Source organism: Leisingera sp. S132, assembly GCF_025144465.1.
GTDB lineage: Bacteria > Pseudomonadota > Alphaproteobacteria > Rhodobacterales > Rhodobacteraceae > Leisingera.
The window spans coordinates 120,726-146,603 of the sequence record NZ_CP083557.1 but is presented as its reverse complement, the minus strand read 5'-3'; the positions used below and the strand labels follow the sequence as shown (position 1 = coordinate 146,603).

General features: G+C 63.1%; 15 protein-coding genes and 3 pseudogenes. 6 read left to right on the top strand and 12 right to left on the bottom strand.

All coding sequences use genetic code 11. The features are described 5' to 3' along the window. Positions 1-114: 114 nt before the first annotated feature. Both K3725_RS21645 and K3725_RS21640 read right to left on the bottom strand, forming a co-directional pair. A complete protein-coding gene (locus K3725_RS21645; protein ID WP_260018961.1) occupies positions 115-11,124 on the bottom strand; it encodes an NPCBM/NEW2 domain-containing protein in 11,010 nt (3,669 codons plus the stop codon). Positions 11,125-11,737: 613 nt separating this feature from the next. Further along, positions 11,738-12,733: a ketoacyl-ACP synthase III family protein gene (locus K3725_RS21640; protein ID WP_260018960.1), complete on the bottom strand. Its 996-nt coding sequence runs from the start codon at positions 12,731-12,733 to the stop codon at positions 11,738-11,740. 290 nt (positions 12,734-13,023) lie between these two features. Here K3725_RS21640 and K3725_RS22650 point away from each other — a divergent pair. The 4 genes and pseudogenes from K3725_RS22650 to K3725_RS21620 form a co-directional block, all read left to right on the top strand. Next, a pseudogene (locus tag K3725_RS22650) lies at positions 13,024-13,110 on the top strand (phage baseplate assembly protein V); the annotation flags it as partial. 63 nt (positions 13,111-13,173) lie between these two features. Then, positions 13,174-13,818: a bacteriophage T4 gp5 trimerisation domain-containing protein gene (locus K3725_RS21630; protein ID WP_409201610.1), complete on the top strand. Its 645-nt coding sequence runs from the start codon at positions 13,174-13,176 to the stop codon at positions 13,816-13,818. A 46-nt stretch (positions 13,819-13,864) separates the two neighbouring features. Further along, positions 13,865-14,122, top strand: coding sequence for a PAAR domain-containing protein (locus tag K3725_RS21625; RefSeq protein WP_260017112.1), 258 nt, complete (start codon positions 13,865-13,867; stop codon positions 14,120-14,122). Positions 14,123-14,337: 215 nt separating this feature from the next. Next, positions 14,338-14,922 (top strand): annotated as a pseudogene (locus K3725_RS21620) (IS5 family transposase); the annotation flags it as partial. Positions 14,923-14,969: 47 nt separating this feature from the next. Here K3725_RS21620 and K3725_RS21615 read toward each other — a convergent pair. The 5 genes and pseudogenes from K3725_RS21615 to K3725_RS21595 all read right to left on the bottom strand — a co-directional run. Continuing rightward, positions 14,970-15,652, bottom strand: a pseudogene (locus K3725_RS21615) (class I tRNA ligase family protein); the annotation flags it as partial. An 80-nt stretch (positions 15,653-15,732) separates the two neighbouring features. After that, entirely contained in the window at positions 15,733-16,164 is a 432-nt protein-coding gene (locus K3725_RS21610) for a cupin domain-containing protein (protein WP_260018958.1), read from the bottom strand. 11 nt (positions 16,165-16,175) lie between these two features. Then, positions 16,176-17,537, bottom strand: a complete 1,362-nt coding sequence (locus tag K3725_RS21605) for a lysine N(6)-hydroxylase/L-ornithine N(5)-oxygenase family protein (RefSeq protein ID WP_260018956.1) — start codon at positions 17,535-17,537, stop codon at positions 16,176-16,178. Between the two features lie 449 nt (positions 17,538-17,986). Continuing rightward, positions 17,987-19,081 carry a ParB/RepB/Spo0J family partition protein gene (locus tag K3725_RS21600; RefSeq protein ID WP_260018955.1) on the bottom strand — a complete coding sequence of 365 codons (1,095 nt, stop codon included), beginning with the start codon at positions 19,079-19,081 and terminating at the stop codon, positions 17,987-17,989. Further along, a complete protein-coding gene (locus K3725_RS21595; protein WP_260018954.1) occupies positions 19,059-20,483 on the bottom strand; it encodes an AAA family ATPase in 1,425 nt (474 codons plus the stop codon). The genes K3725_RS21600 and K3725_RS21595 overlap by 23 nt, the downstream gene beginning before the upstream one ends. 591 nt (positions 20,484-21,074) lie before the next feature. On the opposite strand from K3725_RS21595, the gene K3725_RS21590 reads away from it, so the two are divergent. After that, entirely contained in the window at positions 21,075-22,358 is a 1,284-nt protein-coding gene (locus K3725_RS21590; RefSeq protein WP_260018953.1) for a replication initiation protein, read from the top strand. Positions 22,359-22,414: 56 nt separating this feature from the next. Continuing rightward, positions 22,415-22,819, top strand: coding sequence for an OsmC family protein (locus tag K3725_RS21585; RefSeq protein WP_260018952.1), 405 nt, complete (start codon positions 22,415-22,417; stop codon positions 22,817-22,819). 5 nt (positions 22,820-22,824) lie between these two features. Here K3725_RS21585 and K3725_RS21580 read toward each other — a convergent pair whose 3' ends face one another. The 5 genes from K3725_RS21580 to K3725_RS21560 all read right to left on the bottom strand — a co-directional run bounded on the left by K3725_RS21580 (position 22,825) and on the right by K3725_RS21560 (position 25,809). Beyond that, a complete protein-coding gene (locus tag K3725_RS21580) occupies positions 22,825-23,646 on the bottom strand; it encodes a TonB family protein (RefSeq protein WP_260018951.1) in 822 nt (273 codons plus the stop codon). Continuing rightward, positions 23,643-24,026 (bottom strand): biopolymer transporter ExbD, encoded by a 384-nt coding sequence (locus K3725_RS21575; protein WP_260018950.1) that lies wholly within the window; start codon positions 24,024-24,026, stop codon positions 23,643-23,645. The genes K3725_RS21580 and K3725_RS21575 overlap by 4 nt, the downstream gene beginning before the upstream one ends. A gap of 10 nt (positions 24,027-24,036) precedes the next feature. Then, on the bottom strand, positions 24,037-24,414 hold the full coding sequence (locus K3725_RS21570; RefSeq protein ID WP_260018949.1) for a biopolymer transporter ExbD: 378 nt from the start codon (positions 24,412-24,414) through the stop codon (positions 24,037-24,039). Between the two features lie 4 nt (positions 24,415-24,418). After that, the gene (locus tag K3725_RS21565; RefSeq protein ID WP_260018948.1) at positions 24,419-25,354 is read right to left on the bottom strand and encodes a MotA/TolQ/ExbB proton channel family protein; all 936 of its coding nucleotides are present in this window, start codon (positions 25,352-25,354) and stop codon (positions 24,419-24,421) included. Between the two features lie 161 nt (positions 25,355-25,515). Then, positions 25,516-25,809: a DUF2218 domain-containing protein gene (locus K3725_RS21560; RefSeq protein WP_260018947.1), complete on the bottom strand. Its 294-nt coding sequence runs from the start codon at positions 25,807-25,809 to the stop codon at positions 25,516-25,518. Positions 25,810-25,878 lie beyond the last annotated feature (69 nt).

Here is a 25,878-nt window from a genome sequence, read left to right as displayed (position 1 = left end):
AATAGCTGCCGCCACGGAAGCCCAGGCACTGCTGCGGTGGGTACCGGCTGTGAAGGATAAGTGCGGGCACCGGGTTTACCGCCGGTGCCCGCACTCGTCTGGCCAGGGCCGCGGCTACACCGTTGGTGTGACCCACAGGCGGGTGATCTCTTCTTGGATCGTTGCCCCCGACTGTGTTGCCGCACCGTAGTCAAACCGTGCGTGCCCCGCCATCTGAGAAACCAGCAGGTCAATGTTTGCGCTCGACAGGCTTTTGCCGCCCGCTGCCAGTTCCTCAATCTTGCCTGCTCCGTCTTCGCTGAAGTACCCCTCGACCTTCTGGCTGCCCTCAGCCGCCGCGTCGGCCTCCGGTGTGCCTTCGCTGTTCAGGATGTAAAGATCCTCGCCGTCCCGGGTAAACCACAGGTTGGATATCCCGATGGACTGGCCATTCAGGTCTTCATAGATGATCCGGTCGGTGCCTCCGGCGTCAGCGATAACATCATGGCCATCCCCGGCGCTGTAGATGTAGCGGTCATCGCCCAATCCGCCCCGCAGCTCGTCATCGCCTTGACGGCCCCGCAACAGATCGTTGCCATCCTGCCCGTCAAGGTAGTTGCTGGCAGCGGTCCCGTAGAACTGGTCGTTGTGGGCGGAACCGACGGCGCCTTCGAAGTTGGACACATCGTCGCCTTCCAGCCAGCTGCCATTCAGATTGTAGCGCTCGAACTGGGTGCCGCCCAGATCGAACCAGACAGCATATCCGGCTCCCTTGTAGCTGGCGATGTCATAGCCTGCCCCGCCGTCCAGCACATCCAGTCCCGCACCGCCATGGATCAGATCATCGCCGCCGCCGCCCTGGATCGTGTCCGCACCTGCGCCGCCTTGCAGGAAGTTTGCACTGCCGTTGCCGGTCAGAATGTCATTGAAACCGCTGCCGATGACCCCTTCAAAGCCTGTGACGTCATCACCGTCGTTCCAGACACCACCTGCAAAATACTGCTCAGTCTGGCCACCGTTGAGATCGAACCGGATGGCAAAGCTTGCCCCGTCATAGCTCGCGGTGTCGAAACCATCCCCGCCTTCCAAGTGGTCCAGCCCTGCGCCGCCGTGAATGAGGTCGTCACCGCCGTAACCGTACAGGAAGTCCCGCGTGTCTCCGCCAGACAGGAATTCATCCGCATCCGTCCCGACAAAATAGTCTTCGCCGACGCTGCCAATCCGTTGGCTGGCGAAGCTGCCGTTGAAGTAGTCAAAGGCGGTCTTCTGCCTGTCTGAAACGGTGTGGATCTGGGTCTGCGGCAGCGCCGCTTCAGCGGGCCGCACAAACCGGGCGCCGGCCCAATCCGCGTGATCCGCACCGTTGCCGTCACCGGCGTCGCCAACCACCAGCCGCAGCTGGGAATAGCCGGCAACCGACACATCGACTTTGCCTGCGCCATCATTTCCGGTCAGGGTGCCGCTTTCGAACAGCAGCTGATTGTCGCCGTAGACCTTGAAGGTGACAGAGCCGTTGGCGCCGACTTCGTCATCAACCCCGATATCGGAGATGAACCGTCGGGCTCCCTCTGGAATGTCCACCACAATGTCCGAGCCCGCATGCACGCCCACACCCTTGGCATAGGTTGTGCCGCCGATGGTGATCTGGCCGCCGTCGGAGGAACCGGTTTCCCCATTCGACCGGTCCCGCTCTGCCGCACCCCAGCCATTGGTCTGGGAGCTGAAGGCCAGATCGCTCAGATAAACGTTTTCCTGCCCCATCATATTGGACACATGCTCTGTGATGCCCGTGGCCGTGAAAGTGATCTCCTTGATCCAGCGGGCCTTGCTGAAGGTGCCGCTGACCCCAACCAGACGGTAGCTTTTGTAGGGAATGCCCCCGGTCCGGATCTGCACGGTGTCGCTGCTGTTGCCTGCCGGCTCCCAGTCATAGACATCCGAGACATCCTGCCAGGTGCCGGTGTGATCCAGCGCCTGTATTTTGAACTGGCTTTTCGGGTCCGCCGCATTCTGGCTGCGCAGCAGGCTGATCGCGGCATCCGCAGCCGCCTGTTCCTCGTCGTCATAGGCCCTGCTGGACAGGTCGCTGTCGATGGTCAGGCTGGTCAGGATGACCTTGTCCGCCAGGTCGAACCGGATCCAGGCATTGCCGTTCATGGCAACATCATCCTCACCCGTGGTCCAGGCCGTTGCATCCCTGTTCAGCTGCCAGCCGTCAACGATGTTGGACGGGTTGGACCGGCTGCCCCAGGCAGTGGTGTCCGTTTCCGACACGCCGATGTCCTCCGTGCCGGAGTGCGGCACCGCCAGCGAACTGGCCGCTTCGCTTTCCAGAATTTCGCCAGCCTTGATATTGCCGCCGTCCAGATCCCGGTTGGCCCAATAGCTGCGGGCCGTCGAGAAGGTCGTCAGCGAGTCGCTGACTGACACCTGGATCTGCCCGCTGCGGTCGCCGGCCTCATATTTGGCAAAATTTTCATCGCCAGACACGATATCCGCAGCCGAAACGCCTGCATCAATGAAGCGCTTGATGGCATCCGCGCTGGTGATGCCAATCCTGAAATAGGCGTCGATGCGTGCATGATCGCTCAGGCCCTTCTCTGCCATCACCGCCGCAACTTCCCGGGCGGCCGACCGCTGATAGCCTGCGATAAACAGGGCTTTCTCGATCAGCGCCGCGTCCTGGCTGGTTGCTGAACTGTTGATCAGATCCCGGACCGTCTTCACGTCCTGCGGCAGCACGCCTTCGCGCAGGTACTGCTCGCCCTGAATGGCATTCAATCCGGCATCGATTGCCGCCAGCACAAACTCCGCGCTGGCTCCGATGCCCCGCAACTGGTTGACAAAGGCCAGATCGAATGCCTCCGGCCGGAGCTTATCACGAACGTCAGAAGTTCCCTGACCCAGCAGCTCATCATTGAACTGCTTGATCACTTCGGCATCGTCCAGCCCGGCCTTGAGATAGGCAATTGCGTTGGCCAGCGCCGGCTTGGTCTGGAAACCGAAGTCATCCACAAGCTGGTCAATTACGCGGCTCAGATCACCCTGCAGCTTCTGGCCGCGCAGCAGGACCTTGGCTTCGGCAGCAGTCAGCGTCTGATCCAGGTATTCGAACCCGGCCCCCGAAGGCCACCGGCCGCCGGCCAGCTCATACGCTGTGTCGCCAAAGTAGATCGTGCCGTCGAACTCCGGGTGAAACTCCTCAGCCTGCGTATGCTCCAAGCCAGCGCGGAACGCCTCCATCGCGATGGAAGGCAGCTCTGTCTGGAACAGCATCCCTTCTGTGTCATGGGCAATCCGCAGACGGCGGGTGGCCGGATCCATGGCGACAAGGATCTGCCCCGCATTGAAAGACTTCAGATGCGGCGAGCCGGGCGATGTCTGGAACTGGCGGATGTGGCCGCTCCATTCGCGCAGGTGCAATTCCAGGTCGCCCTCGCGGTTGACCTCGATCCGGATGCCCGGCTTGCTGCCCCAACTGGTCTGATCGAAGATCGTGACTTTGGTATCGAACTGGCTCTTGTCCTCCTGCGACAGATAGGCAAATTCCTTGTCCTCCAGCTGCTGCCAGCCGGATGCGGTCCTGGGCGCCTGGACCAGAGTATCCTCTGCGTTGAAAGCCTCCACCATTTGCGCCTCTACTGCCGTTAGGCCGGCATTGGCATAATGGACCACGTCCTTGCTGGCGATGCCGGCATCCAGATAGGTCTGATACAGCGGGTCTGCGTCCGGAAGCTGCACGTCGTGATTGTAGGTATCGCCATGCTTTGCCGCGGCGCTGCTGCGCCAGGCAAAGCTGATCAGATCCGGCTCCAGGTAGTAGTTCTTGAAGTAGAGCGACTGGGCACCGTCCGCAGAGGTCAGCTTCAGGTCCAGACCGATCACTTCTTTCGTATAGGCGGCCACATCCGTGTCCAGTTCAACATAGGCATAGCTCTGATTGCTGCCAAAGGCGAAATGCGGCTCCAGCGGCAAATCAAAGAAATGCGGCTTGCCGTTGTCCATCAGCTGGATGCGCTGGTGGTTGCGGGCATCCAGCTCATAGAAATTGGTCTCTCCGGCCACCAGTGCAGGCAGCCCGTAGTTGAACCCTGCCACACCCAGGCGAACCCGCAGGTGCCGCGCTTCGGTTTCCCGGTTGAAGTTCTTCAGCGTGACCTGGCTGTTCTGATAGGACAGGATCAGATCGCCATCCTGATGAGTAAGCACCACGTCGCGCATGTCTCCGGAGGCAACGCCGTCCAGTTGCAGCATGTCATAGGTCAGGGCGCCATCGGTGTTATCGATGACATAGGATTTGCTGCCTGACAGGTCCACGGCATAGGTGTCGCTGCCGGCTCCCCCTGCCATCTCGGTGTAACCGGCCCCAGACATCTGATCGTCGCCGCTGCTGCCCAGATAGCTGTCTGTTTCCGCGGCAATGGCCTGCGCCGTCACGGACTGTCCGTTCACCGTCAGCCCCGGCGCCGTTGAGGCCGTATAATAGCCTTCGATCAGCAGCGACTGCTGCGCCTCCAGCCCCAGCGCGGGATCCAGCCGGCTCTCGTCATAAACCAGCAGGTCATCCCCAATGCGCAAGTAGGACAGCTGCGACAGCGCGGCGATTGACACCGCCAGCCCGGCGGCGGCATCCGCCTGTGCGACATAGCGGCCTTGTTCCCCGGCAGCACTCAGGTCGACCGTATCGCCTGCCTTCACTGATGTTATCGAGCGCAGGCCGGACACTGCGGCCTCCGCTTCCGGCGTTCCGCCTGCCAGATTGTCCGCGCTCAGCCGCCCGCTGCCCTCCAGCGGCAGCTCCAGCAGCGCCGGAACCGCGGTTTCAGCACCTGGTTTGTTCGCGTAAACCGTTATTTGACCTGCATGGGCCTGATAATCCGGGATGAGCACCTCAATAGTGTCGTCGAACGCAAAATACAGCAGGTTCAGCTGGCCGTCTTCGGTGTAGGAATAATCGACCTTGTCGTAATCGACATTCAGGACAACGGACATCATCCGCTGCGTGCGGGGCTCCAGACGGAACGCGCCCGCCCCTTTGTTCAAACGGTAGGTCGATACAGCCTGATCGCCGGCCAGACGGGTAACATCGTTGCCGCCAGCCGCCTTTTTCTGGAACACAAAGGACTTGGACACCCGCTCCAGCGATACCGGGTACACACGGCTGCCGTCAGCTCGATAGGCGTTCTCCAGCGTCAGCGAGAAATTGGCACCGCTCTTGTCGCGGAACTGCAAGATCTTGTTCTTGCGCACCACACCGTTGCTTTCAAAGATGTCGCCGATCTGCAGGGTCTTACCGTCCGGCCCGCGCAGCACCAGCGCGTTGGCCGAGGTTTCCAGCGTGTAGCGGTCGTAGTTGTCCGGCAGCTCGATCAGCGCAGCCTGCGGGCCGTCGTTCTTGTCCAGCCAGATCTGGCCGTGGCTGCCCGCGCTCCACAGGAAAGTGTCGTCGCTGGTGCTGTGAATAACAATGCCGCTGTTGACGACAATAGTATTGGCGCCGCCGCCGCCATGCACCTCATAGCCGCTGGCAAAAAAGCCATCGCCGCGCACATCCAGAAGGTTGTCGCCATCATCGCCATAGACCTTGGTAAAGCTATGCGCGTTCACCACCGATATGTTCTCGATGCTGGACAGGTTGAAGTCGAGCGGGTCCGGATGCACGATCCGTCCGGTGCCCGTTCTCAGGTCGATGGTCGCTGTATTCCCATCCGCATCCAGGATCAGCGTATCGACACCGGCGCCGCCATCCAGATGACCCACTTTGGCTTCTGCGGACATGTTGTAGACATCCGCCAGATTGCCGCCTGTCAGCCGAGCCAGCTCGGTGGAATTGTCCAGGCTGAACAGGTTCTTCTTGTTCAGGTCGCCGGTGACCGACTCACCGGCCTTGCGGCCAAGCTCCGCCCAAACGGTGGTGCCGGCAGCAATCAGCTGCGTGGTGATCCGCTCCAGGCTGCCAAAAACCGGATCTTCCTGCTGCAGCAGATAGCCAACCTCATCCTTGTCGCCGTCATTGTCGCCGTCATAATCGACAATGCCATAGTTCACGTTAAAGCTGCGGTTGCGGACATTCAGGTCCTTGTGGCCGCTCTTGGCAAAGATGTCAGACAGATAGGCCTTGGTTTCATTCCAGCCATCCAGCAGGCTGGTCTCCGTATCGGCCGCCGCTTCCTCGCCCTGCTTGCGGGCCTTGGCTTCCTTGAACCCGCGGGTTTCCACCCCGACCCAGGCCGCAAAAAACTGATGCACCTTGTCAGCGGTGTTTTCGAAATAATCGCCGTATTCTTCAATCTGCAGCGCACCTTGAACGATGCCTTGGATGATGAATGCCGCGGCCCCGATGGCCAGGCCAATTGGGCCGGCAGAGGAGGCGACGGTGGCAAGCAGCGACCCGGCTGCCGCAGCAGCCGCAACCGTCGTGCCTGCAGCGGATGCCGAGACTGCCGCCGCAATCGAGACGCCGGTCAGCGCGACACTGGCGGCCAGCGACACCGTGGTGATCACGGTGCTGGAGACCAGGGACTTGTATTCGATGCTTCCGGTGTCGCCGTTGTTGTCCCAGAAATCTTTCCATTCCAGCCCGATGGACGCCAGACTGATCGGTGCCAGAACCAGGTCAAGCGCCCCAGCCTTGACCGCCTTGCCCACGGTTCCCAGCGCCTTGCCTGCCAGCTTGAAGCCGGTGCTGATCCCCTTGCTGACCACCGTCGGCAGCGCTACGCCGCCCGCCAGCTCTGTTACCGTCAGCGCTTTCTGGGTGGTGTTCAGGTTGTTCCAATCGGTGATTACGGAACGCACGGAGTTCAATGTCGTCAGGGTGGTAAAGCTGATATTCGCCCCGTTCAGCGCCTTTTGCGCCCGTGTCGGGCGGAAGTTACGGCGCAGCGACTGGCCCAGCTTCTGGGTTTCCAGATCCGTGTCCTGGCGCAGCTTGCCCTCTATCCCCCGGTACAGCTCAGGATCAATCTTGGTCAGCGCGCTGACCAGCTCCAGCCGGTCCCGGTAGGTGCCGCTGTTGACGATCTTGCGTACTGCGGCCACATCCAGGGGATCCGCATAAGGCCCGGCCCGGAACACGCCTTTATCGTTGAGATAGCTCATCGCGTCGGACCGGGTCCAATCGGCCATGTCCACAATCGCGGTTCCGTCATCCAGCCCGCGCACGCTGCGGCGCAGCTGATCCGTTGCCGCAATCTCCAGCAGCTGAAGGTCAGACGCACCTCGGTGCTTGTTTCTGAGTGTCTGGAAGTCCTGCTCGCTGTAGCCGTTCAGCTGCTTGGACAGTTCCGCAACCCGCAGAACCGAGGCGGTATCCTCAATGGACAGCCCGAACTTCGCTTGTAGCTCCTGCGACTTGCGCAGGTTCCGGCTCTGGCTCGTTGCGGTCTCTACCGCCTGATGGAAGTCCGGTGCGGCCTGATAGGCGCCGGTGATCTTGGAGGTGATCACATCCGCCAGCGACTGCGCCAGATTGGTGGACCCGACTGTGCTTTCCTCCAGCGACCCGGTGCTGAACACTTTGGAGAGATCGCCGCTTTCCGCCTCCAGCCGCTGCTTCAGGATCACTGCGATCTTGACCTTCTCCGCATCCGCCAGGTCACTGGACAGAACGCCTTCCAGGCCGCGAACGTCAAAGCGCAGATCAGACAGCATCGCGCCGCCGCTCGACAGTTCGCTGAACACGTTGCCGGACACTTTGAATCCATGCACCGAAGTGCCCGCATCATACAGCGCCAGAGCCGAAACAGCTTTGCCGTTCAGGCTGACATCCCCAAGTTTCGACAGGCGCTGCCGCTCGGTTACGAAACCATCGCCTTCCAGCAAACCGTCAAGATCGGTGAAAGCCTCTTTCCCAGCCACTTTTGCAGGGTCGAACTGATAGGTGTCAAACACCAGGCTGCCTGCGGAATTTTTCTGGGTATCATAGTAGGACGCCAGGCTGCCTTCCCAATGCCCGCCGCTGCTTTTCTGCAGCAGATGGCTCTCGATGATCGACTTCAGCGCCCCGGCTGTTCCTGCTTCTGACGCCGAGGACATTTTCACCTCAGCAGCATTGGTCTCGTAGAAATGATAGCTGGCCGTGCCGCCGGAAACCTTCTTGGCCACGGCAAAGGCATGGTTGCCAGTGTGCAGCTCATAAAACGCATCACCCGAGGACGCCTGCAGCCGCGACATCACCTGATCCAGGGTCAGGCTGCCCTGCCCGTTCAGAACTGACTGCGCCGCATCTCCGGAATTGCCGAATGCACTCAGGCGGCGGATCAGGCTCTGGAAGCCGACGCTTTCCACATCCTCGCGGATGGAACTGCCGCTGTTGTCCACGATCCTTGAATGGGTGAACACGCCGTCCAGGAATTTCTGCTTGACGCTGTCGGACTGCGACAGGCTGTAGAGATAGCCCAGCGACAGCCCCACGCACTGACCGCAAGGCTTGCCGTCCTTACCGACCCCGACATAGAGCGATTGCGGTGCGTGACGGACTTCGGTTGTGAACTGGCCCGCCGGCGCCTTGCTGTCCACCATCCGGGAAAACCCGGCAGACACTTCGCCCGACAGGGCATCCCAGCTCAGCAGGCGCTCGATATCGCTGCCGTCATCTCCCAGGAGATACAGCTGGTCATCCCCCGCCCCGGCCCGCACGCGGCTGGTCCCCGCCTGGCTCGGCGGCGCCTTGTAAAAGGTCAGGTTCTTCTGGATTTCCAGCGACTGGCCCACGGTATAGCCTGCCGCACCGCCTGCTTTAACCACAATACCGCCGGAAGTCACCGCCTTGTCGGTGAAACCGGACTGCACCACGACATCAAAGGTCAGCTGATTTGCGTTCTTTGACTTGGTTGGGTTTTTCAGGATCTTCTGAACGTCCTTCTGGAACCCCGTATTGTCGAACCCGACCTGATGTCCGGAGCTGTCCCGCACAATGTGTTTCTTGTACAGCGCTTCGGCGGCATCATCGCGGATCTTGAAACTCACAACGAATTTTTTCGATTTGTCGTTGCCAAAGGCCTCGCCCGCCGCACTGGACAGCCGCCGCGCCTGCGCCCGCCATTCGTTGAAGACGTCCCGGCCGAACAGTTTCTGCAGCCCGTTCTTAAACCCCAGCAGTTCCTTGCCGATCCCGACAATCGTGTCCTTGTGCAGCGAGAATGGGATCTCGAACCGCCCCCCCTCAGCGATCTTCGCCTGGCCCAGCCGAGCCTCTTCGGTGGCGTAGCTTTGCGCCGCCGAGCCGGCAACGTTGTCAGGCCGCGCTTCATCCGCCCGCAAACCCGCGCCGCCGGACACAGGCGTCCAGCCCAGGGTGACACCGCCTGAAGTCAGCGCCGCCCGCTTGGATACTGCGTCCGGGTCGTTCAGCAGCAGCTTGTCGATATTGACCTTGGTGACTTCCTTGTTGCCCGGCGTCGTGACCGTGATCGAGCCGCTGGAGGTCCCGTCCGCGGCCCCAACGTTCTCCGAATCAGTCCCCGTGGAACCAGCGATCCCGCTGGAAAGGCCCGCCGCAACCTCGCCCTTCTTCTTGATCTCGCGGGTGTAGGTCTGGAAATCAATGGCGTCCAGCGTGCCCGTGTACAGCTTCTCGATCAGATACTGAACTGCGCCCAGATCCAGGTTCTCTGAGGACCAGGTGGCGGTCTTCTGGTAATTGATCAGCTTCACATCCAGTGTCGGCTGCGTATAGGCCACATCGACCCCTGCCCCATAGTCGCCCCGCAGCTTGAAGGACCGGCCGCTGGCGATCATCAGATCCACCGAATAAACACCATCCTTGGCATTGATGGTGAAGACAGAAGTCGTATCGGAATCAAAGCTGACCCCGGCCTTGAACCCGCCCCCGACAACCCCTTTGGCGCCAATTCCGTGATTGCGTTCGGACTGGAAGGCAAAGGTGGTAGTCCCGACGTCATCCGCCATCGAGGTCGGAATTTCCTTCAGGATTTCCAGTTTCTGCGCGTCTGTCAGGTCGCCTAGTGCCGGATCGCGGTTCGGCTTCACAACCTGTTCAAAGAAATAGTCAAATGGCTTGGTGCGGGTTTCACTGCCGTTGAACTGGGCAATCCGGCTCTTCAGGCCTGCCAGATCCTCGATGTCGCCATCTTCGGCCTCCACCAGTGGTGCTTCGTCCCCCGTCGAACCGCTGCGGGCCTCAAGGATCCGCGTTTTCAGGTTACCCACCTTCTTCTTCACCAGCGATCCTGTGCTGGTGGCGCCTTCCTTCAGCCGCTTTACAGCACCAAGGAAGCTGGTCTTCGCACTGGGACGCGCATCCGGGTCGACTGATGTGCCGGTGGTGCCGGATTGCACAAACGGGGTCGCGGACTTGACGAATGCAGTCTTGGAGGATTCAGGCTTGCGCAGCCTGATCAGATTGACGAAATCGAATCCATCCGCCCTGACTTCCGTTGCATCGCTCTGATTGACGTCCAGCAGGCCCGCCGCGTCCTGGCTTGCGGCCCTGCGCAGGCGCCAAGCAAACTCACCCGGCGTCGCCAGATCATTGCGGATCTCGTTCAGCCCGTCAGCCAGGCTTTTGCTCTTGTTCTTCGTCAGCGCACCGCTGCTGGCGCCCTCGGCGCCAGCGAACTCGATATCGAACCCTTCGCCACCCATCTCAAAGACGCCGGCATCTTCGTCTGCCGCTTCCGCCGCGGTGTCGACCTCAAAGGCCTCGGCAATATCCGGATAAAGCGCAGCAGCGAATTTCGCCCCTTCATCACCGCTGCTGTCGCCATCCCCCAGCAGTGCATCAAAATGATGGCCCAGCTCTTCCGCCAGCAGATACTTCAGATATGAGCGGCCGCCGGTGATGGCGTCATAGGTCAGCACAATGGTGCCGCCCGCGTTTGCCGAATAGGCCGCATGCGCACCGCCCAGGCTGTGCTCCGGCAGGATCGCCAGCCCTTCCGGCATCAGATCATCGTCGATATTGGCAAACTTGTTGAACAGCGTGTCTTCCGCGGCCTGGTCTCCTGCGGCCTTGCTGAAACTGGACCGCAGGATCTCCCGCAGCGCAGCTGCATTTTCCGACACCGCCAGATTGAGGTCCGCCAGAACTTCGGCCATGACATCGGCAATGTGATCGTATTCCGCGGCCAGTACGGCTTCTTCACCAGCTTCGGCGTAGAGGAGTTCTTCAGTCGTTGTCATGCGGTTCAGCCTTCAGTCCAAGTTGCCAGTTCTGCACACGCCTGTGCACTTGGCCAAACGTGGTAGGAAAGCCGGACTATTCGCTCAAATTTCTATCCGAAATACACTATTCACCACGTAAATAGGGTCATAATTTTTGACCTAAAAAGGAATGGGCACCTTCGCTCTGCCGGCACGGCGGCCAGCCGGGAGAACCGGCAATCAAACCCTTTTCCGGCAAGACGTTAACACTTCAGACGCAACCCGAACGGTAACAGAACTGCGCCCGCATAGGAATTTCAGAATGTTTGTTTCAATGGTGTTGCAGGGTGCTGATTAACGTAGGGGCAGCCAGTATCGCCTTGCCGACCTCTCAGCCTGACCGGCAGAGCAGCATGACGCAAATGCATTTCAGTTTGCCGCTTTCCTGCCCGGCTGCCGAACACCGGTGGACGGCTTTCCTAGGGTTCCGAATCTCTTTCGCACGGCAGATTGGACACTGGACCGCTGCCCTGTCTAACGAAGCGCAGGCACGCAGCCTGCCCGCGGCCGAAACGGCCACCCAAGCTTTAGCTGGCTGGCCTTCTCTAAGTGTGCAAACCGCTTCCGCCCCGCCTGGAACCGGGACCTTGCCCTAGGTCTTTTCCAACAGCATGGCTGCAAGGCCAAGACCGTTTCCGGCGCCAATCATCAGCACCCGGTCATGCTTGCGAAGCACTTGCCTCCGGCCAAGCTCCCACAGGCCGATAAGCTGGTCAGCCGTTCCCGTATGCCCAATGCTTCGTCCGAGGCCCCACATGTCCTGCCGCGCCAGATCCGCAAAGGCGCCCGCATACAGCCGGGCACTCAACCCGGCTCCGGCATTGGGGTAGATGACATAGTCTGCCGGGCGCGTTTCAAGATCTGCGGTTTCCAGCAGCCTGCGGCGCAAACGCTGCAATGCCGGGATGAACAGCGCGTTGAACCCTTCCCGGCCATGCGCCTCCAGACACGCCTTCTTGGCAGACTTGACATCGTGATCGCCGGGCCCTTCCGGCTCTGGCCTGACGGCCCGGTACATCGGTTCAAGCGCAGGTTCCGACTCCAGCTCAAGGCAGGCAATGCGGTAGGCGCCGGGGGCCGCACTCAGCCGCAGCGCAAACGCCGCATCGCCGTAGAGCGTCCCCAAATCCGAGTTGAACCGGTCAAACGCTGAACCCGAAAACCGGTCCGCGCCAACAACCAGCTGATCGCCCGGCAGCCCGGCACGGATCAGGTCATAGGCCAGGGAAACCGCGGTGAAGCCGCCATTGCACCCCTGGTTCAGCGACATGACACGGGTGCGGCTGTCCAGCTCCAGCACCGGGTGCAGATAGCTTGCCGGCGGCCACAGCAGCTTGTGGCCATGCCGGTGGATGCTGCAAAGATACAGTGAATTGATGGCGCTTGCGTCCTCGGGGCGCAGCAGCGGCCGCACCGCCCTCAATGCCATTTCCGGCGGGCTCAGATGCTCTTCGATGCAGACCGAGGTGAAACCATCCGTTGCCGCCCGGTCTGCGTCATAACGGCCTTGCGAAACGGCCTCCTCCACCGTGCAAGCGGTGTCCGGCAGCCAGGCGCTCACGCCGGAGACATAGACATCCGCTGTCATGCCGCCACCTTGCGGACACGGTCCAGCGCCTGGACGGCATCAGCAACGATATCGTCCTCATGCTCGCAGCCGGCGCTGAGACGAACCAGATCGCCCGGGATGCCGGGATACCGCCTCGCATCCGCACCGACATCAGGTAGCCAAAGCAGTTCTCCTGCCCGCCCGGCTCCAGGTCGCTGTCCACCAGCACCATGTCACGCCGGGCAATCTCATGGCCGGGCATGTCCGGCAGTCCGGGATAGAAGGTCTCTGCGTCCGCCGGATGCGCGGACAGAACCTCTGCCAGCCAGGGCTGGGGCGGCATGGTCATCCCGCGCATTGGCATGGAAGTGGTGGTCGAGTTCCTGGAAGGCGACCCCGACAAGCCGCTGGTCACCGGCTGCGTCTACAACGGCCGCAACAAGCCGCCCTACCCGCTGCCGCAGCACAAGACCAAATCCGTGTTCAAGACGGATACCCACAAGGGCAGCGGCTTCAACGAGCTGACCTTCGAGGACGAGCGGGATCAGGAAAAGATCTATATGCACGGCCAGAAGGACCAGGAGATTGTCATCGAGAATGACCGCTCCAAGACCATCGGCCGCGATGAGAACAATGCCATCGGGCGTGACCGGACCCAAAGCGTCGGCCAGGACGAAACCCTGTCGGTGGGCCGCGACCAGCGCGAAACCGTGGGCCAGGACGTACTCTACAAGGTCGGCCGCAACCAGCAGGAGGAATACGGCAAGGACCATGTGCATGTGGTGGGCAATATCCACAAGCAGGACATCTATGCCGACCATCTGGTGCAGATCGGCCGCAACCACGAGGAAACGGTGTTCGGGAAATCCACCCTCAACGTGACCGAAGCGATCACCAACAACACCCGCAGCCATACGCTGATGGCTTTTGAGACGTTCACCATCAAGGGCCCGGGCGGCAAGATCACCATCGATGCGGGCGGGATCACGCTGGAGGCTGCCAGCATCAATCTGAAAGGCGCGGTCAGCATGGGCGGCAGCGGCGGCGCCCAGGTGCCCACGCTGCAGAACGCCGCCCGCGACGGCCTGCCGCTGGTCGAAGAATGCGTTCAGCAGAAGGATTGACCTGAATGGTGCGCCTGACCCTCGCAGTGCCGCAGGAGACGGTTCCATGCAACCGGTAGCCCGGATCGGCGACACCCACGCCTGCCCCAGATGCCGCAGCTGCCGGATCGTCAGCGGCGGCAGCGCCACCGTTGACGGCCGCCCGGTCGCGCGCGTGGGCGACAAGACCAGCTGCGGCGCGGTGATCGTGGCCGGGTCGTCCATGTCAAAAGACGGCGGCCGCCCCATCGCCTATACCGGCTCCCCAACCTCCGTCGGCGGCACCATCACCACAGGATCGCCAAACCACAAGGTCATGCCGTGAGGGGCCCCGCTCTCTGCACCGTATCCAGCACCTTGATGAACCCGCTTGGAAGCTTGCAATGACCGGATGTAATTCTCGCCATGCTGGCAACATTTGCAGAATGGAGGCGCGGAAGAAAAACGGGAGCTGGTTCGTGCCTGCAATTGATGCTCATTGCAGAAGACCCGGTTCCGACCGCTGCGGCTTAGGGTCAGGAGCCATTGATTTCCGGTGGATGGCGTGATGCGCCCAAAGATTACGGCCCGCACAAGACCTTGTACAATCGTTGGAAGCGGTGGAGCGAAAAAGGCATCTTTGCCCGGATGATGACCGGTCTGGCTGCTGAACACGGTGAGGAAAAGACCGTGATGATCGACGCAACTTACCTGAAAGCACACCGCACGGCCTCCAGTCTTGGGGTTGAAAAGGGGGGCGCGGGCGCCTGATCGGGCGCACTAAGGGCGGCATGAACACTAAGCTGCACGCAATCTGTGACAGCCAAGGGCGTCCACTGAACCAGTTCGTGACGGCCGGACAGGTCAGTGATTACACCGGTGCAAAGGCGCTGCTGAGTGGTCTGCCTGACGTCCAATGGCTTCTCGGAGATCGCGGGTATGATGCCGATTGGTTTAGAGAAGCGTTGAAAGACAAAGGGATACGCGCCTGCATCCCCGCTCGAAAGCAGCGCAAAAAGCCATCAGATACGACAAACGCCGATACAAGCGGCGGAACCGCCCCTCTCGTGACATTGCTGCGCAATGCACTGCCGGGCAGTGATTGAGATTATGTTCGGCAGGCAGAAGGACTGGCGGCGGGTTGCCTGCTTGTAGCCATGCACGAAATTCAGCGCCAGCTCCGGCCAGGCATTGACGACCTGTCCGGGCAGGTCCGGGTGCCCGGCGCTGATCCCCCAGCTGCCCGGCACGGTGACCGGAAAGTCCGGCAGCGGTCCGGCAAGCGCGTCATCGACCATCCAGCGGTATTTTGGCCGGATCGCGGTGGCGAAGTTGTGGAAGCGGCGCAGGGCATCGCGCCAGGCTTCCAGTTCCAGCACCAGCACCTCGGCGTGGCGGACCTCAACCCGGGCTGCGGGATCATGGGTGGACCGCGGGTTCAGCAGCGTGTCGGCCTGGGTCGGAAACCCGCAGGCCTCGCAGATGCCGCACTTGCAGTCATCCAGGCAGCGCGGGCACAACCCGCTGGCACCGGCTTCGTCCAGGAACTGATCCTGATCCGGCAAATACATGAACGAAAAGATTTTTTCTTTAGAATGCCCTGCTCATACAGCTGCAGCAGCGTGTCCCGCACAAAGCCGTCCGAGGCTGGGCCCGGTTCAAAGTAATTGTCGACCTGGCAGCCGTAGATCTCCAGCGTGTCCAGGATGTCGCGGGTCCAGCCGGAGGCCAGCTCCGCCGGATCGCGGTCCTGCTTTCCTGCGGTCGCCCGCACATAGGGCTGGTTGGTGTCGCTGAAGGACAGCACATGCACGCTCTGGCCGCCCGCCTGGGCTGCTTTGGCAAAGATGTCCGCGGCCAGAAACGGCCCCGCCATATGGCCCGCATGCAGCCCCCCGTTCAGGGTCGGCGGCGGCAGGGTGACGATGAAATCGGGGGTGGGCGTTGCGGCTTTCATCACAGGGCGTCCTCAAATTCGGCGTCACGATAGGCTTCAAAGCTGCGGCTCTTGTCACTCCAGTAAATATCAACAAAAACAAATGGTTCAGCGTTCGAATTGCGCAGATGATGTATCCAGAAGCGGGGGATATAGGCCACGTCGCCACTGGACAGCTGCGTTGTCTGGCCTTCGATCTCCAAGTCCGCCCGGCCCGCGGTCACGATGAAGCATTCCTCGTCGTCGTGGCGGTGGGCATCGACGTTCTCCTGCGGTCGGATGGTCACCAGAATGGCGCCGAACTCCGTCAGCGGGCGCTTGCTGTCGACGCGCCCCGGCCAGGGCAGCAGCCGCCGCATGTCGGCGTTGTACTCGCGCGTTGTCACCGCGCTTTTGCCGCGGCGCACCCGGGTTTCAATGTCAAAGGTGTCTCTGTCTTTCAGTTCAAACATAATCTGCCTCTTCATGCGGGTTGGACTGTCCGCGCAGGGGTGTCCTGCCCTGCGCCGGAGGAGTTGTTCTGCGGCCGGACCGGCACCGCGGCAATCGACCGGGCCAGCTCTGCCGAGCGGACCGAAAGAAGGCTGAAGGAACCGGCATCGCCAAAGCCGTGGCTGGTTTCCGAAACGCCGTTCAGAAATACCGGGGCCCGCGTCAGGCCCGGCTTGATCAGCAGCCGGTAGTCCCGCGCCTGGGCGATGGCGCCGTCCGCACGGAACCGGGCCTCTGCCGCAATGCCGGCAAGCAGCGGGTGAAAGGGCTCGCCCTCAGGCGCGCTGCCGTGGTTCAGGAAGCCTGTCGCCAGAATGACCGCATCAAATTCCGCCCGGGTTTCGCTGCGATCCATCCGGTCCAGCAGCGTCAGCTCAAAGCCCCCTGCCCCGCCCTGCGGTGCGATCTCCTGCGTGGTCTTGTTGTCCAGCAGCACGATCTGTGCCCGCCCGGTGACCCGCTGCTCGTACATGCGGAACTGCAGCGCATTGATCACGTCATGGTCAGCGGCGCCATAGTTGCTGCGCCACAGCTCCCGCCGCATGCTGTTCTGCACGTCCTCCGGCGCGTCGTAGAAACGGTCGACGAACTCAGGCTCATACACCCGTTCGGTGAACGGGCTGAGGTCCTTCTGCTTGTAACCGAAGGACCGGCAGATGCCAGTGATCTGCGCCTGCGGGAAATGGCCCGGCAGGTCCAGCAGCATTTCCACCGCGCTTTGGCTGGCACCGATCACGGCGATGCGCCGGACAGTGCCCTCCTCCTGCCAGCGGGCCACGGCGGAGCGGTATTGCGCCGCATGCACCATGCGCCCGCCCATATGCGCGGCAAAGGGCTGGGGGATGCTGATTGACCGGCCCGGCGCAAAGCTCACGCTGCGGGCAAGGAAGACCTCCCCGCTTTCCAGCCCGACCCGCACCGCAGGAAGCCCCCCGGCTTCGGTATATTCCAGGCTGCGCACCGCGGCGCTGTAGCGCACTGCGCGGTCGAACTGACGCGCCGCCCATACGGTAAAGCGGGCGTATTCGGTGCGCGGCGGATAGGGCGCTTCGAGGTTGAGAAATTCGAACAGGCGGCCCTTTGCCTTCAGATAGCTGAGAAACCCATAGGGGAAAGCCGGGTTGCGCGGGGTCACAAAATCGCGCAGCGGATTGTGCTGGATGTCGCTGCCATCGATCAGGAATTCACCCTGCCAGTCCGGCGCTGCCGCTTTTTCCAGAAACAGCACATTGTCCAGTTCCCCTGCTTCCTCGAGCGCAATTGCCAGCGCGATGTTGGAGGGGCCGAAACCGATGCCGATGAACCGGTAGATATGCGGGCTGTCTTCACTCACGTCCGTGCTCCGTCTGTTGCCACCGAGAGGGCGCGGCCAGCACGGGTGCCGGACATCTGACCTGTTTCGGTGATGCCCAAGCCGCCGGAAAATTAAGCGCCAAAAAAGCCGCAAATTGTGCCAAAGGCTGCAGGCCGCGCGCCTGCTGCAGGGGCGTGCCTGCCCGCCGCCAGCCTGAGGCAGCAGAGGTTTCGCAGCGAAACCTGGGCCGCGCATGGCATCACTGTCGCGCTTTGGCTTATAGCTGACCTGGATGGACGGCGGTTCTGCCCGCTATCTTCCAAGCCTGTCCGGTTTGGAGGTTTCGCAGCGAAACCTGTTACGAGGCAATGCAACCCGCTGGCAAGAAAACGAATTGCTGAGCAGAACGCTGCGAACAGGGCGCCGCAGAGAGGATTGGGCAGTTCAGAGGTTTCGCTGCGAAACCTCCCTGCCCTGCTCAGCCCTGCTCAGCCCTGCTCCAGCAGATGGCGGACGTTTTCCATCACCGCGTCAACCAGGTCGGAGGTGACATTGCTGCCGTGGAAGCGGATCGCATAGCCGTTGGGGCCGCTTTCGCGTTCGATGGAAATGCCGTTGGCCAACCGGGTGCGGCGGCTGCGCACGACCTTCTGCGCGGTCTTGGGGCGGCCGCCGCGGGCGGGGTCCTGCGGCGCGCCTTCGGCCTGTTCCACGAATTGCAGCAGCGCGTCCCATTCCTCTGCCGCCGAGCGCGCGCCTGCGGCCTCCAGCGCGGCGCGCATCACCTCTGCGGTGCCGGTGCGCAGGGCTGCGGCCAGCCGCAGGCACTGGCGCTCATTGAGGCCGGTGGCATAGGCCAGCATGTCGCCCAGCTCCTCGTGGATCAGCGCGAAGGAGCGGATCTTGGACCGCTTGGCCTTGGAGGCGTGCTGGAACAGCACCGCCACCGCGTCATCGACATTCTGGAAGATGCCGTCATGCACCGCCGAGGCCGCCGCCCGGCCGCGCTCATACTGGCTGAGGCCGGAGCGGATCTCGTTCTCCTCGATCATCGAGACCAGCGCGTTGGCGATGCTGCCGGGCTCGCGGATGAAGGCGGGGATGGTCTGGAACCGTTCGCCGCCGCTCATGGCATTGAGGCGGCGGATGGCGGACAGGCGGCGGTAGCCGGAGACCAGCGCGTATTTGCCCGCATCCTCGGGGTTCAGCGGCTCGAAGACCTCGATCGGCAGGCGCAGCCCGTTGGCGGAGATCGAGGCCATCAGCTCCTGCATCTCGTCCTCATCCAGCACGATGCGGTCGCGGTTGAGGGCGTCGGCGGTGATGTCCTCCAGTGGCAGCTCCACCGCCACCAGGCCCTTGCCCTCGGCGGCGCGCAACCGTTCGGCGTCAGCCTTGTCCCGTGCGGCTGCCTCGCGGTCGGCCTGGGGCAGCGGGCTGGCGTGGCGGGCGGCATCGGCCACCACATCGGCAATCGGCGGGCGCAGGCCACCGGGGCCGCGGGCCAGGTCGCGGTCAATCCCGGCCTCGATTTCCTTCAGCGCCTCGGGAGAGGGGGTTTCAAGCTGTCTGCGGCGTGCCATCTGCTCTGTCCTCTTTTGGGGTCTGTTCTGCCTGCTCCATCTGCTGATCGCGCCACCAGCTGCCGATCAGCAGCTCCTTGAATTCCGCATAGGTGCGGTCGAACACTTCACGCCCGCGCACATAGGTCTCGCGGTTGAAGTTGCGGTAATCCGCCTCGTAGATGCCGGAGACGCTTTCGCCGGCCTGGCCGACCAGGGCGGTATAGTCCTGGCGGTAGGCGTTCATCATGTCGCCGAAATAGGCCTGGATCACATTGGCCAGGTCGCTTTGCTGGCTGGCGTCGAAACGGGTGATCAGGGCGCGCACCACGTCCCATTCGAACTTCATCTCCGGCAGCCCCGCGCGGCGGCGGCCGGCGTTTTCGCCGTCCTCGATGGAGGCGAAGGTGGAATAGAGCATGTCGAAGAAACGGCCCGTTGAGTCGAACTCCAGGAAGGACGCGCCAAGCGGCACCATCAGGATGTCGGCGGCGGCGAGCGCGTTGATCGTGAGGTAGCCGAGGGCAGGGGGGGTATCCAGCAGCACAATGTCATATTCATCAAGCGCGCCGCCCGCCTCCAGCGCGTTGGTCAGCGCATCCCACAACGCCCAATTGCGCAGTCCCATCCGCCAGACCGGGATCTGGAACTCCGCCCAGTAGAGGTTCAGCTGGGCGCCGATGAGGTCGATGTTGGGCCAGTGGGTTTTCTGCACGACGTTTCGCAGCGAAACCTCCCGCGCCTCGGTCAGAGTCTCATCCAGCGGAATAGGGTCTAATCCGGAGGCGGCGCGGACTTTGTTCTCGGCCTCCACCGCCTCGGCGTAGTCGCGGGCGAGCAGGGGGAAGACGGTCTGCCATTCATCGGCCACCTGGCCGCCGAGGATCGAGGTCATGGAACCCTGGCTGTCGAGATCGACCACCAGCACCTTGTAGCCGTCGAGCGCGGCGGACATCGCCAGGTGGGCAGCTGTAGAGGTCTTGCCGACGCCGCCCTTGAAGTTGGCGACCGCGACAACCTTGGCCGGCAGGCCCTCCGGGCGGTAGGGGCGGTATTCCTTGGTGGCGATGCCTTCGGAGGCGAAATGGTCGCGCAGCTTCAGCACCTCCTCCAGCGTGAACCATTTGGAACCGCTGGCGCCCTCGCCCTGGGGCAGATCTGGGTTCTTGTTCAGCACCCGGCGCAGATGGGCGGGGGCCACGGGGATCAGGTAGCGGGTGATTTCCCAGGTGGAGAACTTGCGCAGCCGCTTGCGGCCGTCGGGGGCATAGCCGCGCTTGGCCAGATCATCGCGTCCGCGGCCCGCAAAGGCGGCGGCCTTGGCAAATCGGGCGGTGTCCACCAGATCGCCAAGCTTGGCCGCTGCTGCCTCCGGATCCAGGTTGAAATAGGGGGGCAGGGGGGTATCAGGTTTCTTTGCCATGTGCCTTATGCCTCGGGTAGATCGCCTGTTTGGCGTGTTATCCCGGTTTTTGTCGCACATCCTGGGCAGAAGGTGAATCATTATCTGGCAGCGCATCTGTTTTCCGCTGCCGTCCGTATCGCGCGGAATATATGAGTCTTTTCCCCAATAATGACTATCGCACAAACAAGTTGAAATGTTGTGAATCTTTGATTCAGTTTAGAATCTTTGCGGTCAGTAATCCGTTACTTATCATATGGTTAGATGTGTTTCGGGACCTGCCTCCGGTATCAAAGGAACCCGTTTACAGGGGCATTGGTACCCGTTTGCGGGAACAAGGGGCCCGATTCGCAGGAGCAGGGGCACCCGCGACTCAAGAGCGCCAAAATGAGGGTCCCGGGGCGTCAGAATAGCCCGGAACGCCGGGTTTTGAGCGCTGATTTGCGCGAAATTCCGAAGGCTGCGCCGATAGGTACCCGTTTGCGGGATGGCGTCGTCCTGTAAAAGGGTGCCCAAAGCAGGATTGAGCGCGGGTGCCTTTTCCGCCATAGTAGCCCCGAGAGCAGATCCCGCAGAGTCGCAAAGGCTAAAGCGGGGCAAAAGGGCAGGGCGATGGACGCTGACAACATCCCGCACAGCAAGCTGACAGGCCCCCTGCGCCGGGGGTCGGTGAAGAAGAACGTGGCGGCGATCCATGTCTCCGGCAAGCTGACGCTGCTGCAGCGGAAGCTGTCGAATGTGCTGTTGCTCAACGCCTATGACGCGCTGGTGACCAAGCCCAAGCACCAGATCGACGCGCAGACGCTGTGCCTGATGGTGGGCTATAACTCCAACGACATGGAGACCCTGAAGCAGTCGCTGCGCTCATTGGCGGAGACGGTGGCGGAATGGGACATGCTGGACGAGCAGGGGCGGCAGGAGTGGGGTGTCAGCTCGCTGCTCTCTTATGCCAAGCTGTCCGGCGGGGTCTGTGAATATGCCTACAGCCCGGCGCTGGCGGAGAAGCTGCATGACCCCAAGGTCTTTGCCCTGATCAACCTGAACATCCAGCGGCGGTTCACCAGCGGCCATGCGCTGGCGCTGTATGAAAACTGCTACCGCTTTGTGCGCACCGGTTCGACCGGCTGGTGGGATATTGCGCTGTTCCGCCGCCTGATGGGGGTGGATGGCAGTGCCTATTACGAAAGCTTCAAGCATCTGAATGCCAAGATCATCAAACCGGCGGTGGCGGAGGTGAACAAGACCTCCAACATCCTCTTGACGCCGGAGTTCAAGAAGATGGGTCGGCAGGTGGCGGAGGTGCGGTTCCGGATCAAGGAGAACCCGCAGCTGGCGATGCTGGATATCGACGATGGCGCGGGGGTCCGGCAGGGGGCTGTCTATGGCCAGCTGATGGAGCTGGGCGTCAGCGACCGGCTGGCGCGGCAGTGGATTGCCGAGCATGGCGAGGACTATGTGGCGGAGAAGGTCGGCTATCTGAAGGGGCAGAAGGGGGTCGACAGCCCGGTGCGCTATCTGAGTGCGGCGCTGCGCGATGATTACAAATCCGGGCCTGCCGAGACTGCTAAGGAGGTTGCGCCGGAGGTTCTGGCGGCGGCGGAGGCGCGCAAGGCGGCGGAGGCCAAGGCGGCGCGGGCTGCCGCGGCAGAGGATGCGGCCAAGGCGCGGGAGCGCTCCCTCAGGGCGCAGAAGCTGGAACGGATCCGGGAGCTGGCGGCGGGGCGTTCGCCGACGCAGCGGGATGCGGACAAGCGGCTGTTCCTGAGCCGCCTGGAAGATGAGATCGATCGCGAGGAATTCCGCAACCGCGGCTGGGCGGCGGCGCTGCTGGCGGCGGATATGGCTGCGTTCTGGGAGGAGCTGGTTCCGGGCGCGTTTGAGGATTTGCCTGCTTAGAGCCTGTTTTCCGGGCTTGCCCGGGTGCGGCCTGATTTACGGAAAGGGATGCGGGCATGGCCCTGAAAGTCAAACCCAAGCGCTATGGCCCGGTGTTCGTGATCTTTGATGGCGGCGCAGCGCTGCGCTATGCCAGCGGCGAAGGGGCGGACAGCAGCCCGTACCCGCCTGCAGGCTCACCGGTAGAGACGATGCTGGCCGCGCTTGGCGCCTGTATTGTGCGGTCGCTGGAATGGACGGCCGGCCGGCACAAGCTGCAGCTGCCGCCGTTTCAGGTGCGGGTAGCCGGAGTGGGTGCGCCAGAGCTGCCGGGGCGGCTGGAAACGGCAGAGGTTGCCGTGATTGGCAGGCTTTCGGATGATGCGGCGCTGGCCCGGCAGATTGTGGCGCAGGCCAAGGCCGCTTGCACCGTCAGCAACTCGATGAACAGCGCGGTGACGGTGAGGCTGGAAGAGGGCTGACGGCGCTACCGGGTGAAGCTGATGGGCAGGCTGAGGCGGATTTGGCTGGCCTGCAGCTGTTTCGGGGCGGGCGGGAATTTTCCGGCGCGGGCGACGGCGGCAAGGGCGGCCTGATCAAAGGCGGCATTCCCTGATGATTTGGCGATGCGGTGGTCCAGCAGGCGGCCGTCGCGGGCCACCGTCAGGCGCAGCACCACCTGGGCCGTGCCGGTGGCGCCGGAGGGGTAGCGTTTGCGCCGTTCGATGCGGGCGCGGATCTTGTTGCCCCAGACGGTGCGCAGCTTGGCCTCGCGGCCTGGATTGGCAGTGGCGGTTTGGGCGCCGCCGGATTGGCCCGCCTCAGCGCCGCCGCCCGCACCCGCGGCGCGCTGGCCTGCCTGTCCTGCCGCGTTGCGGGTGGAGTTGGCCTTGGGCGGCGGCGTCTGTTGCGGTTTGGCCTGAGGTTCCGGTTCAGGCTCTGATCTGCGCGGTTTGGGCTGTGGCGGCGGGGCGGTGTCCGCCTGCACGGGCTGCGCCGCAGCGGGCCGGGCGAGCGGCGCCAGCAGTGCGGCGCGCGGCGCCCGGGCCAGTTCAAACTGCGGCAGGGCAGGGGGCTGGATCTGCGGCGGAGCTTCCGGCTTCGGGGTTTCGATCTGCGGGGTCTCGGGCGATTTCTGCCAGGCCTCGGCCATGCGGGCGACCTCGGCGCTGGCGGGCTGCAGCGAGACCAGCGCGTCGCCGCCCGCACCGCTGGAGTGCGCGCCGGTTTCGGGCGCGCTGGCAAAGAGTGCGATGTGGATGAGGCCCGCAAGGCCCGCAAAGATGGTGAATTCAGCGGCGCGTCTCATGGCTGGCGCACCACCAGTTCGGCGCGGGTGAGACCGGCCTCTGCCAGCTGGCGCAGGATGCGGGCGAGGGTCCGGGCCTCCAGCCGTGCGTCGGCGCGCAGCTGGATTTGCGGGCTGTCCGCGCTGGCGGCAGCGAGGCGGGTGAGGGCGGCATCGCCCTCGGCCCCGTCGAAAAACATCCGGCCATCGGCGCCTATGTAGAGCACCGGCTGGGCCTCCGGCGCGGCCTCTGACGCGGCATCGGGCGGGGTGACGTCGAACGGATCGGGCTGCGCCAGCCGTGAAGTCATCAGGAAGAAGATCAAGAGCAGGAACACCACGTTGATCATCGGCACGATGGATTCGGCGCGGGGGCGTTTGGGGGGATCGCTCAGGTCCATGGGCGTTGCCTCACTCCACCAGCACGACGTTGCTGAGGCCTGCCTGCTGCAGCAGGGCGGTCACGCCGGTGATGCGCTGCAGGCTGGCACCGTCGCGGCCGCGCAGGATCATCATGTCGGCGGGGGATTTCATCAGCGGCGCCAGCGCCTGGGCGAGGTTGCTGTCCGCCACCGGCACGCCGTTCACATCTAGGTTGCCGGGGCCCACGCCAATTAGGCGCGGCGGGCCATCGTAGCTGCCGCCCTGTCCGGCCAGCGGCAGCTGCAGCACCGTGTCCATGCCAAAGCGGGAGGCCAGCATGAAGAACACCAGGAGCAGGAACACCACGTCGATCATCGGTGTCAGGCTGGGTTTGCGCCGGGGGCGCGGGGCGGGGGCGAGCTGCATGGGGTTACTCGGCGGCCAGCGCCAGCTGATCGGGCTGCCGGGCGACGAAGATGCGGGTGGCGCTGTCCTCCAGGTCGCGGCGGATGCGGGAGATTACCGCTTCAAACCAGGTGAGCGCGGCGGAGGCGGGGATTGCCACCGCCATGCCGGCGGCGGTGGTCAGCAGCGCCTCCCAGATGCCGCCGGCCAGCAGGGCGGGGTCGGCCTTGGAGCCGGCGGCCTGCAGCGCCTGGAAGGCGGCGATCATGCCCAGAACGGTGCCGAGGAGGCCCAAAAGGGGGGCGATGGTGGCAATCAGCTCCAGCGCGCCGAGGCCGGTGGCGGCACTGGCCAGATGCAGTTTGGCGACTCGTGCGGTCTCCTCGCGGGCGCGGTCTTCTGGTAGGCTGGCGGTGGCGGTGAGGGCGGCCGTGACGACTTTGGAGCGCACGCCGATGCGGGTCTGCACGATGGCCAGCGCGGCGGCGCGGTCGCCGCGTTCAAAGGCGGCAACGGCATCGGCGGCCTTGCCGCGGGACCAAGCGCCGATCAGGGCCAGCCGCCAGATCTTCCACAGGATCAGCGCCAGGGTGATCACCGAGAGCGCCGCAATGGCCCAGATCGACGGGCCGCCGTCGCGCAGGAATTTCAGCGCCTTGGCGGAGGCGTCAGAGGCCATCTGCGTCAATTCGGGCTGGCTGGCGGACGTTTCAGCCTCGGTCTGCGGTGCAGGGGGCGCGGCCAGCGTGCCTGCGTCTGTCGAAAGGGCAGGGGACGCAGATGCTGGGACCGGAGCAACTGGCGGCTGGGCAATAGGGGCTGACGGCTCTGGCGCTGTTCCGGCGGCGGCGGGCGTGTCTGCGCTGATGACGGGCACCGGTATTGCCGGGGTCTCCTGTGCCGCAGCCAGGGAGGCCATGAGCAGAAAGGCAGCCGCGGCTGCGGGCAAACGAAGGGTCATGGACCGGTCTCCAGCCAGAAGCGCCGCAGGGCTGCGGCGGCAGGTTTGGGGGATGGCTGGGCGGCCCCTGAGGGAGCGGGGAATGCCTTGCTGGGGAGGTTTCGCTGCGAAACCTGCGGCCACGGGTAGGAAAACCAACCCGTTTTGTCAAGATTTCCGGATCAGGCGTTCACGGACTGCCAGTCCATGGCCTCAAACTGCTCGCGGAAGGCGAAGCGTGCCAGGTGGCGGTCGATGATATCGCGGGCTTCGGCCAAGTCTGCCGCGTCCGGCGCGGTGACTTCGGCGGTGAGGATGCCATCGGCGGCGCGCAGCGTGGCAGGCCCCATTCCCAGCGCAACAGTGCCGCGGGTGTCGTCGTGCTCCACGGCAACCTTGTGGGCGAAATGCTTGCACAGCTGCTGCAGGTATCTGGAGGCGTTCGGAGTCTCAAAGCGGCCCTGGTCGGTGAGCATGTTGTAATCCTTAGTGTTTTACTCAGATTGCAGCACAATAGCGCGCTGCAGGCCTGCGGCAAGCGGAAA

Coding starts and splice junctions, on each gene's coding strand:
- K3725_RS21645 (WP_260018961.1), bottom strand. CDS start 11,124: ATGACAACGACTGAAGAACTCCTCTACGCCGAAGCTGGTGAAGAAGCC.
- K3725_RS21640 (WP_260018960.1), bottom strand. CDS start 12,733: ATGACAGCGGATGTCTATGTCTCCGGCGTGAGCGCCTGGCTGCCGGAC.
- K3725_RS21625 (WP_260017112.1), top strand. CDS start 13,865: ATGCAACCGGTAGCCCGGATCGGCGACACCCACGCCTGCCCCAGATGC.
- K3725_RS21610 (WP_260018958.1), bottom strand. CDS start 16,164: ATGTTTGAACTGAAAGACAGAGACACCTTTGACATTGAAACCCGGGTG.
- K3725_RS21600 (WP_260018955.1), bottom strand. CDS start 19,081: ATGGCACGCCGCAGACAGCTTGAAACCCCCTCTCCCGAGGCGCTGAAG.
- K3725_RS21595 (WP_260018954.1), bottom strand. CDS start 20,483: ATGGCAAAGAAACCTGATACCCCCCTGCCCCCCTATTTCAACCTGGAT.
- K3725_RS21590 (WP_260018953.1), top strand. CDS start 21,075: ATGGACGCTGACAACATCCCGCACAGCAAGCTGACAGGCCCCCTGCGC.
- K3725_RS21585 (WP_260018952.1), top strand. CDS start 22,415: ATGGCCCTGAAAGTCAAACCCAAGCGCTATGGCCCGGTGTTCGTGATC.
- K3725_RS21580 (WP_260018951.1), bottom strand. CDS start 23,646: ATGAGACGCGCCGCTGAATTCACCATCTTTGCGGGCCTTGCGGGCCTC.
- K3725_RS21575 (WP_260018950.1), bottom strand. CDS start 24,026: ATGGACCTGAGCGATCCCCCCAAACGCCCCCGCGCCGAATCCATCGTG.
- K3725_RS21570 (WP_260018949.1), bottom strand. CDS start 24,414: ATGCAGCTCGCCCCCGCCCCGCGCCCCCGGCGCAAACCCAGCCTGACA.
- K3725_RS21565 (WP_260018948.1), bottom strand. CDS start 25,354: ATGACCCTTCGTTTGCCCGCAGCCGCGGCTGCCTTTCTGCTCATGGCC.
- K3725_RS21560 (WP_260018947.1), bottom strand. CDS start 25,809: ATGCTCACCGACCAGGGCCGCTTTGAGACTCCGAACGCCTCCAGATAC.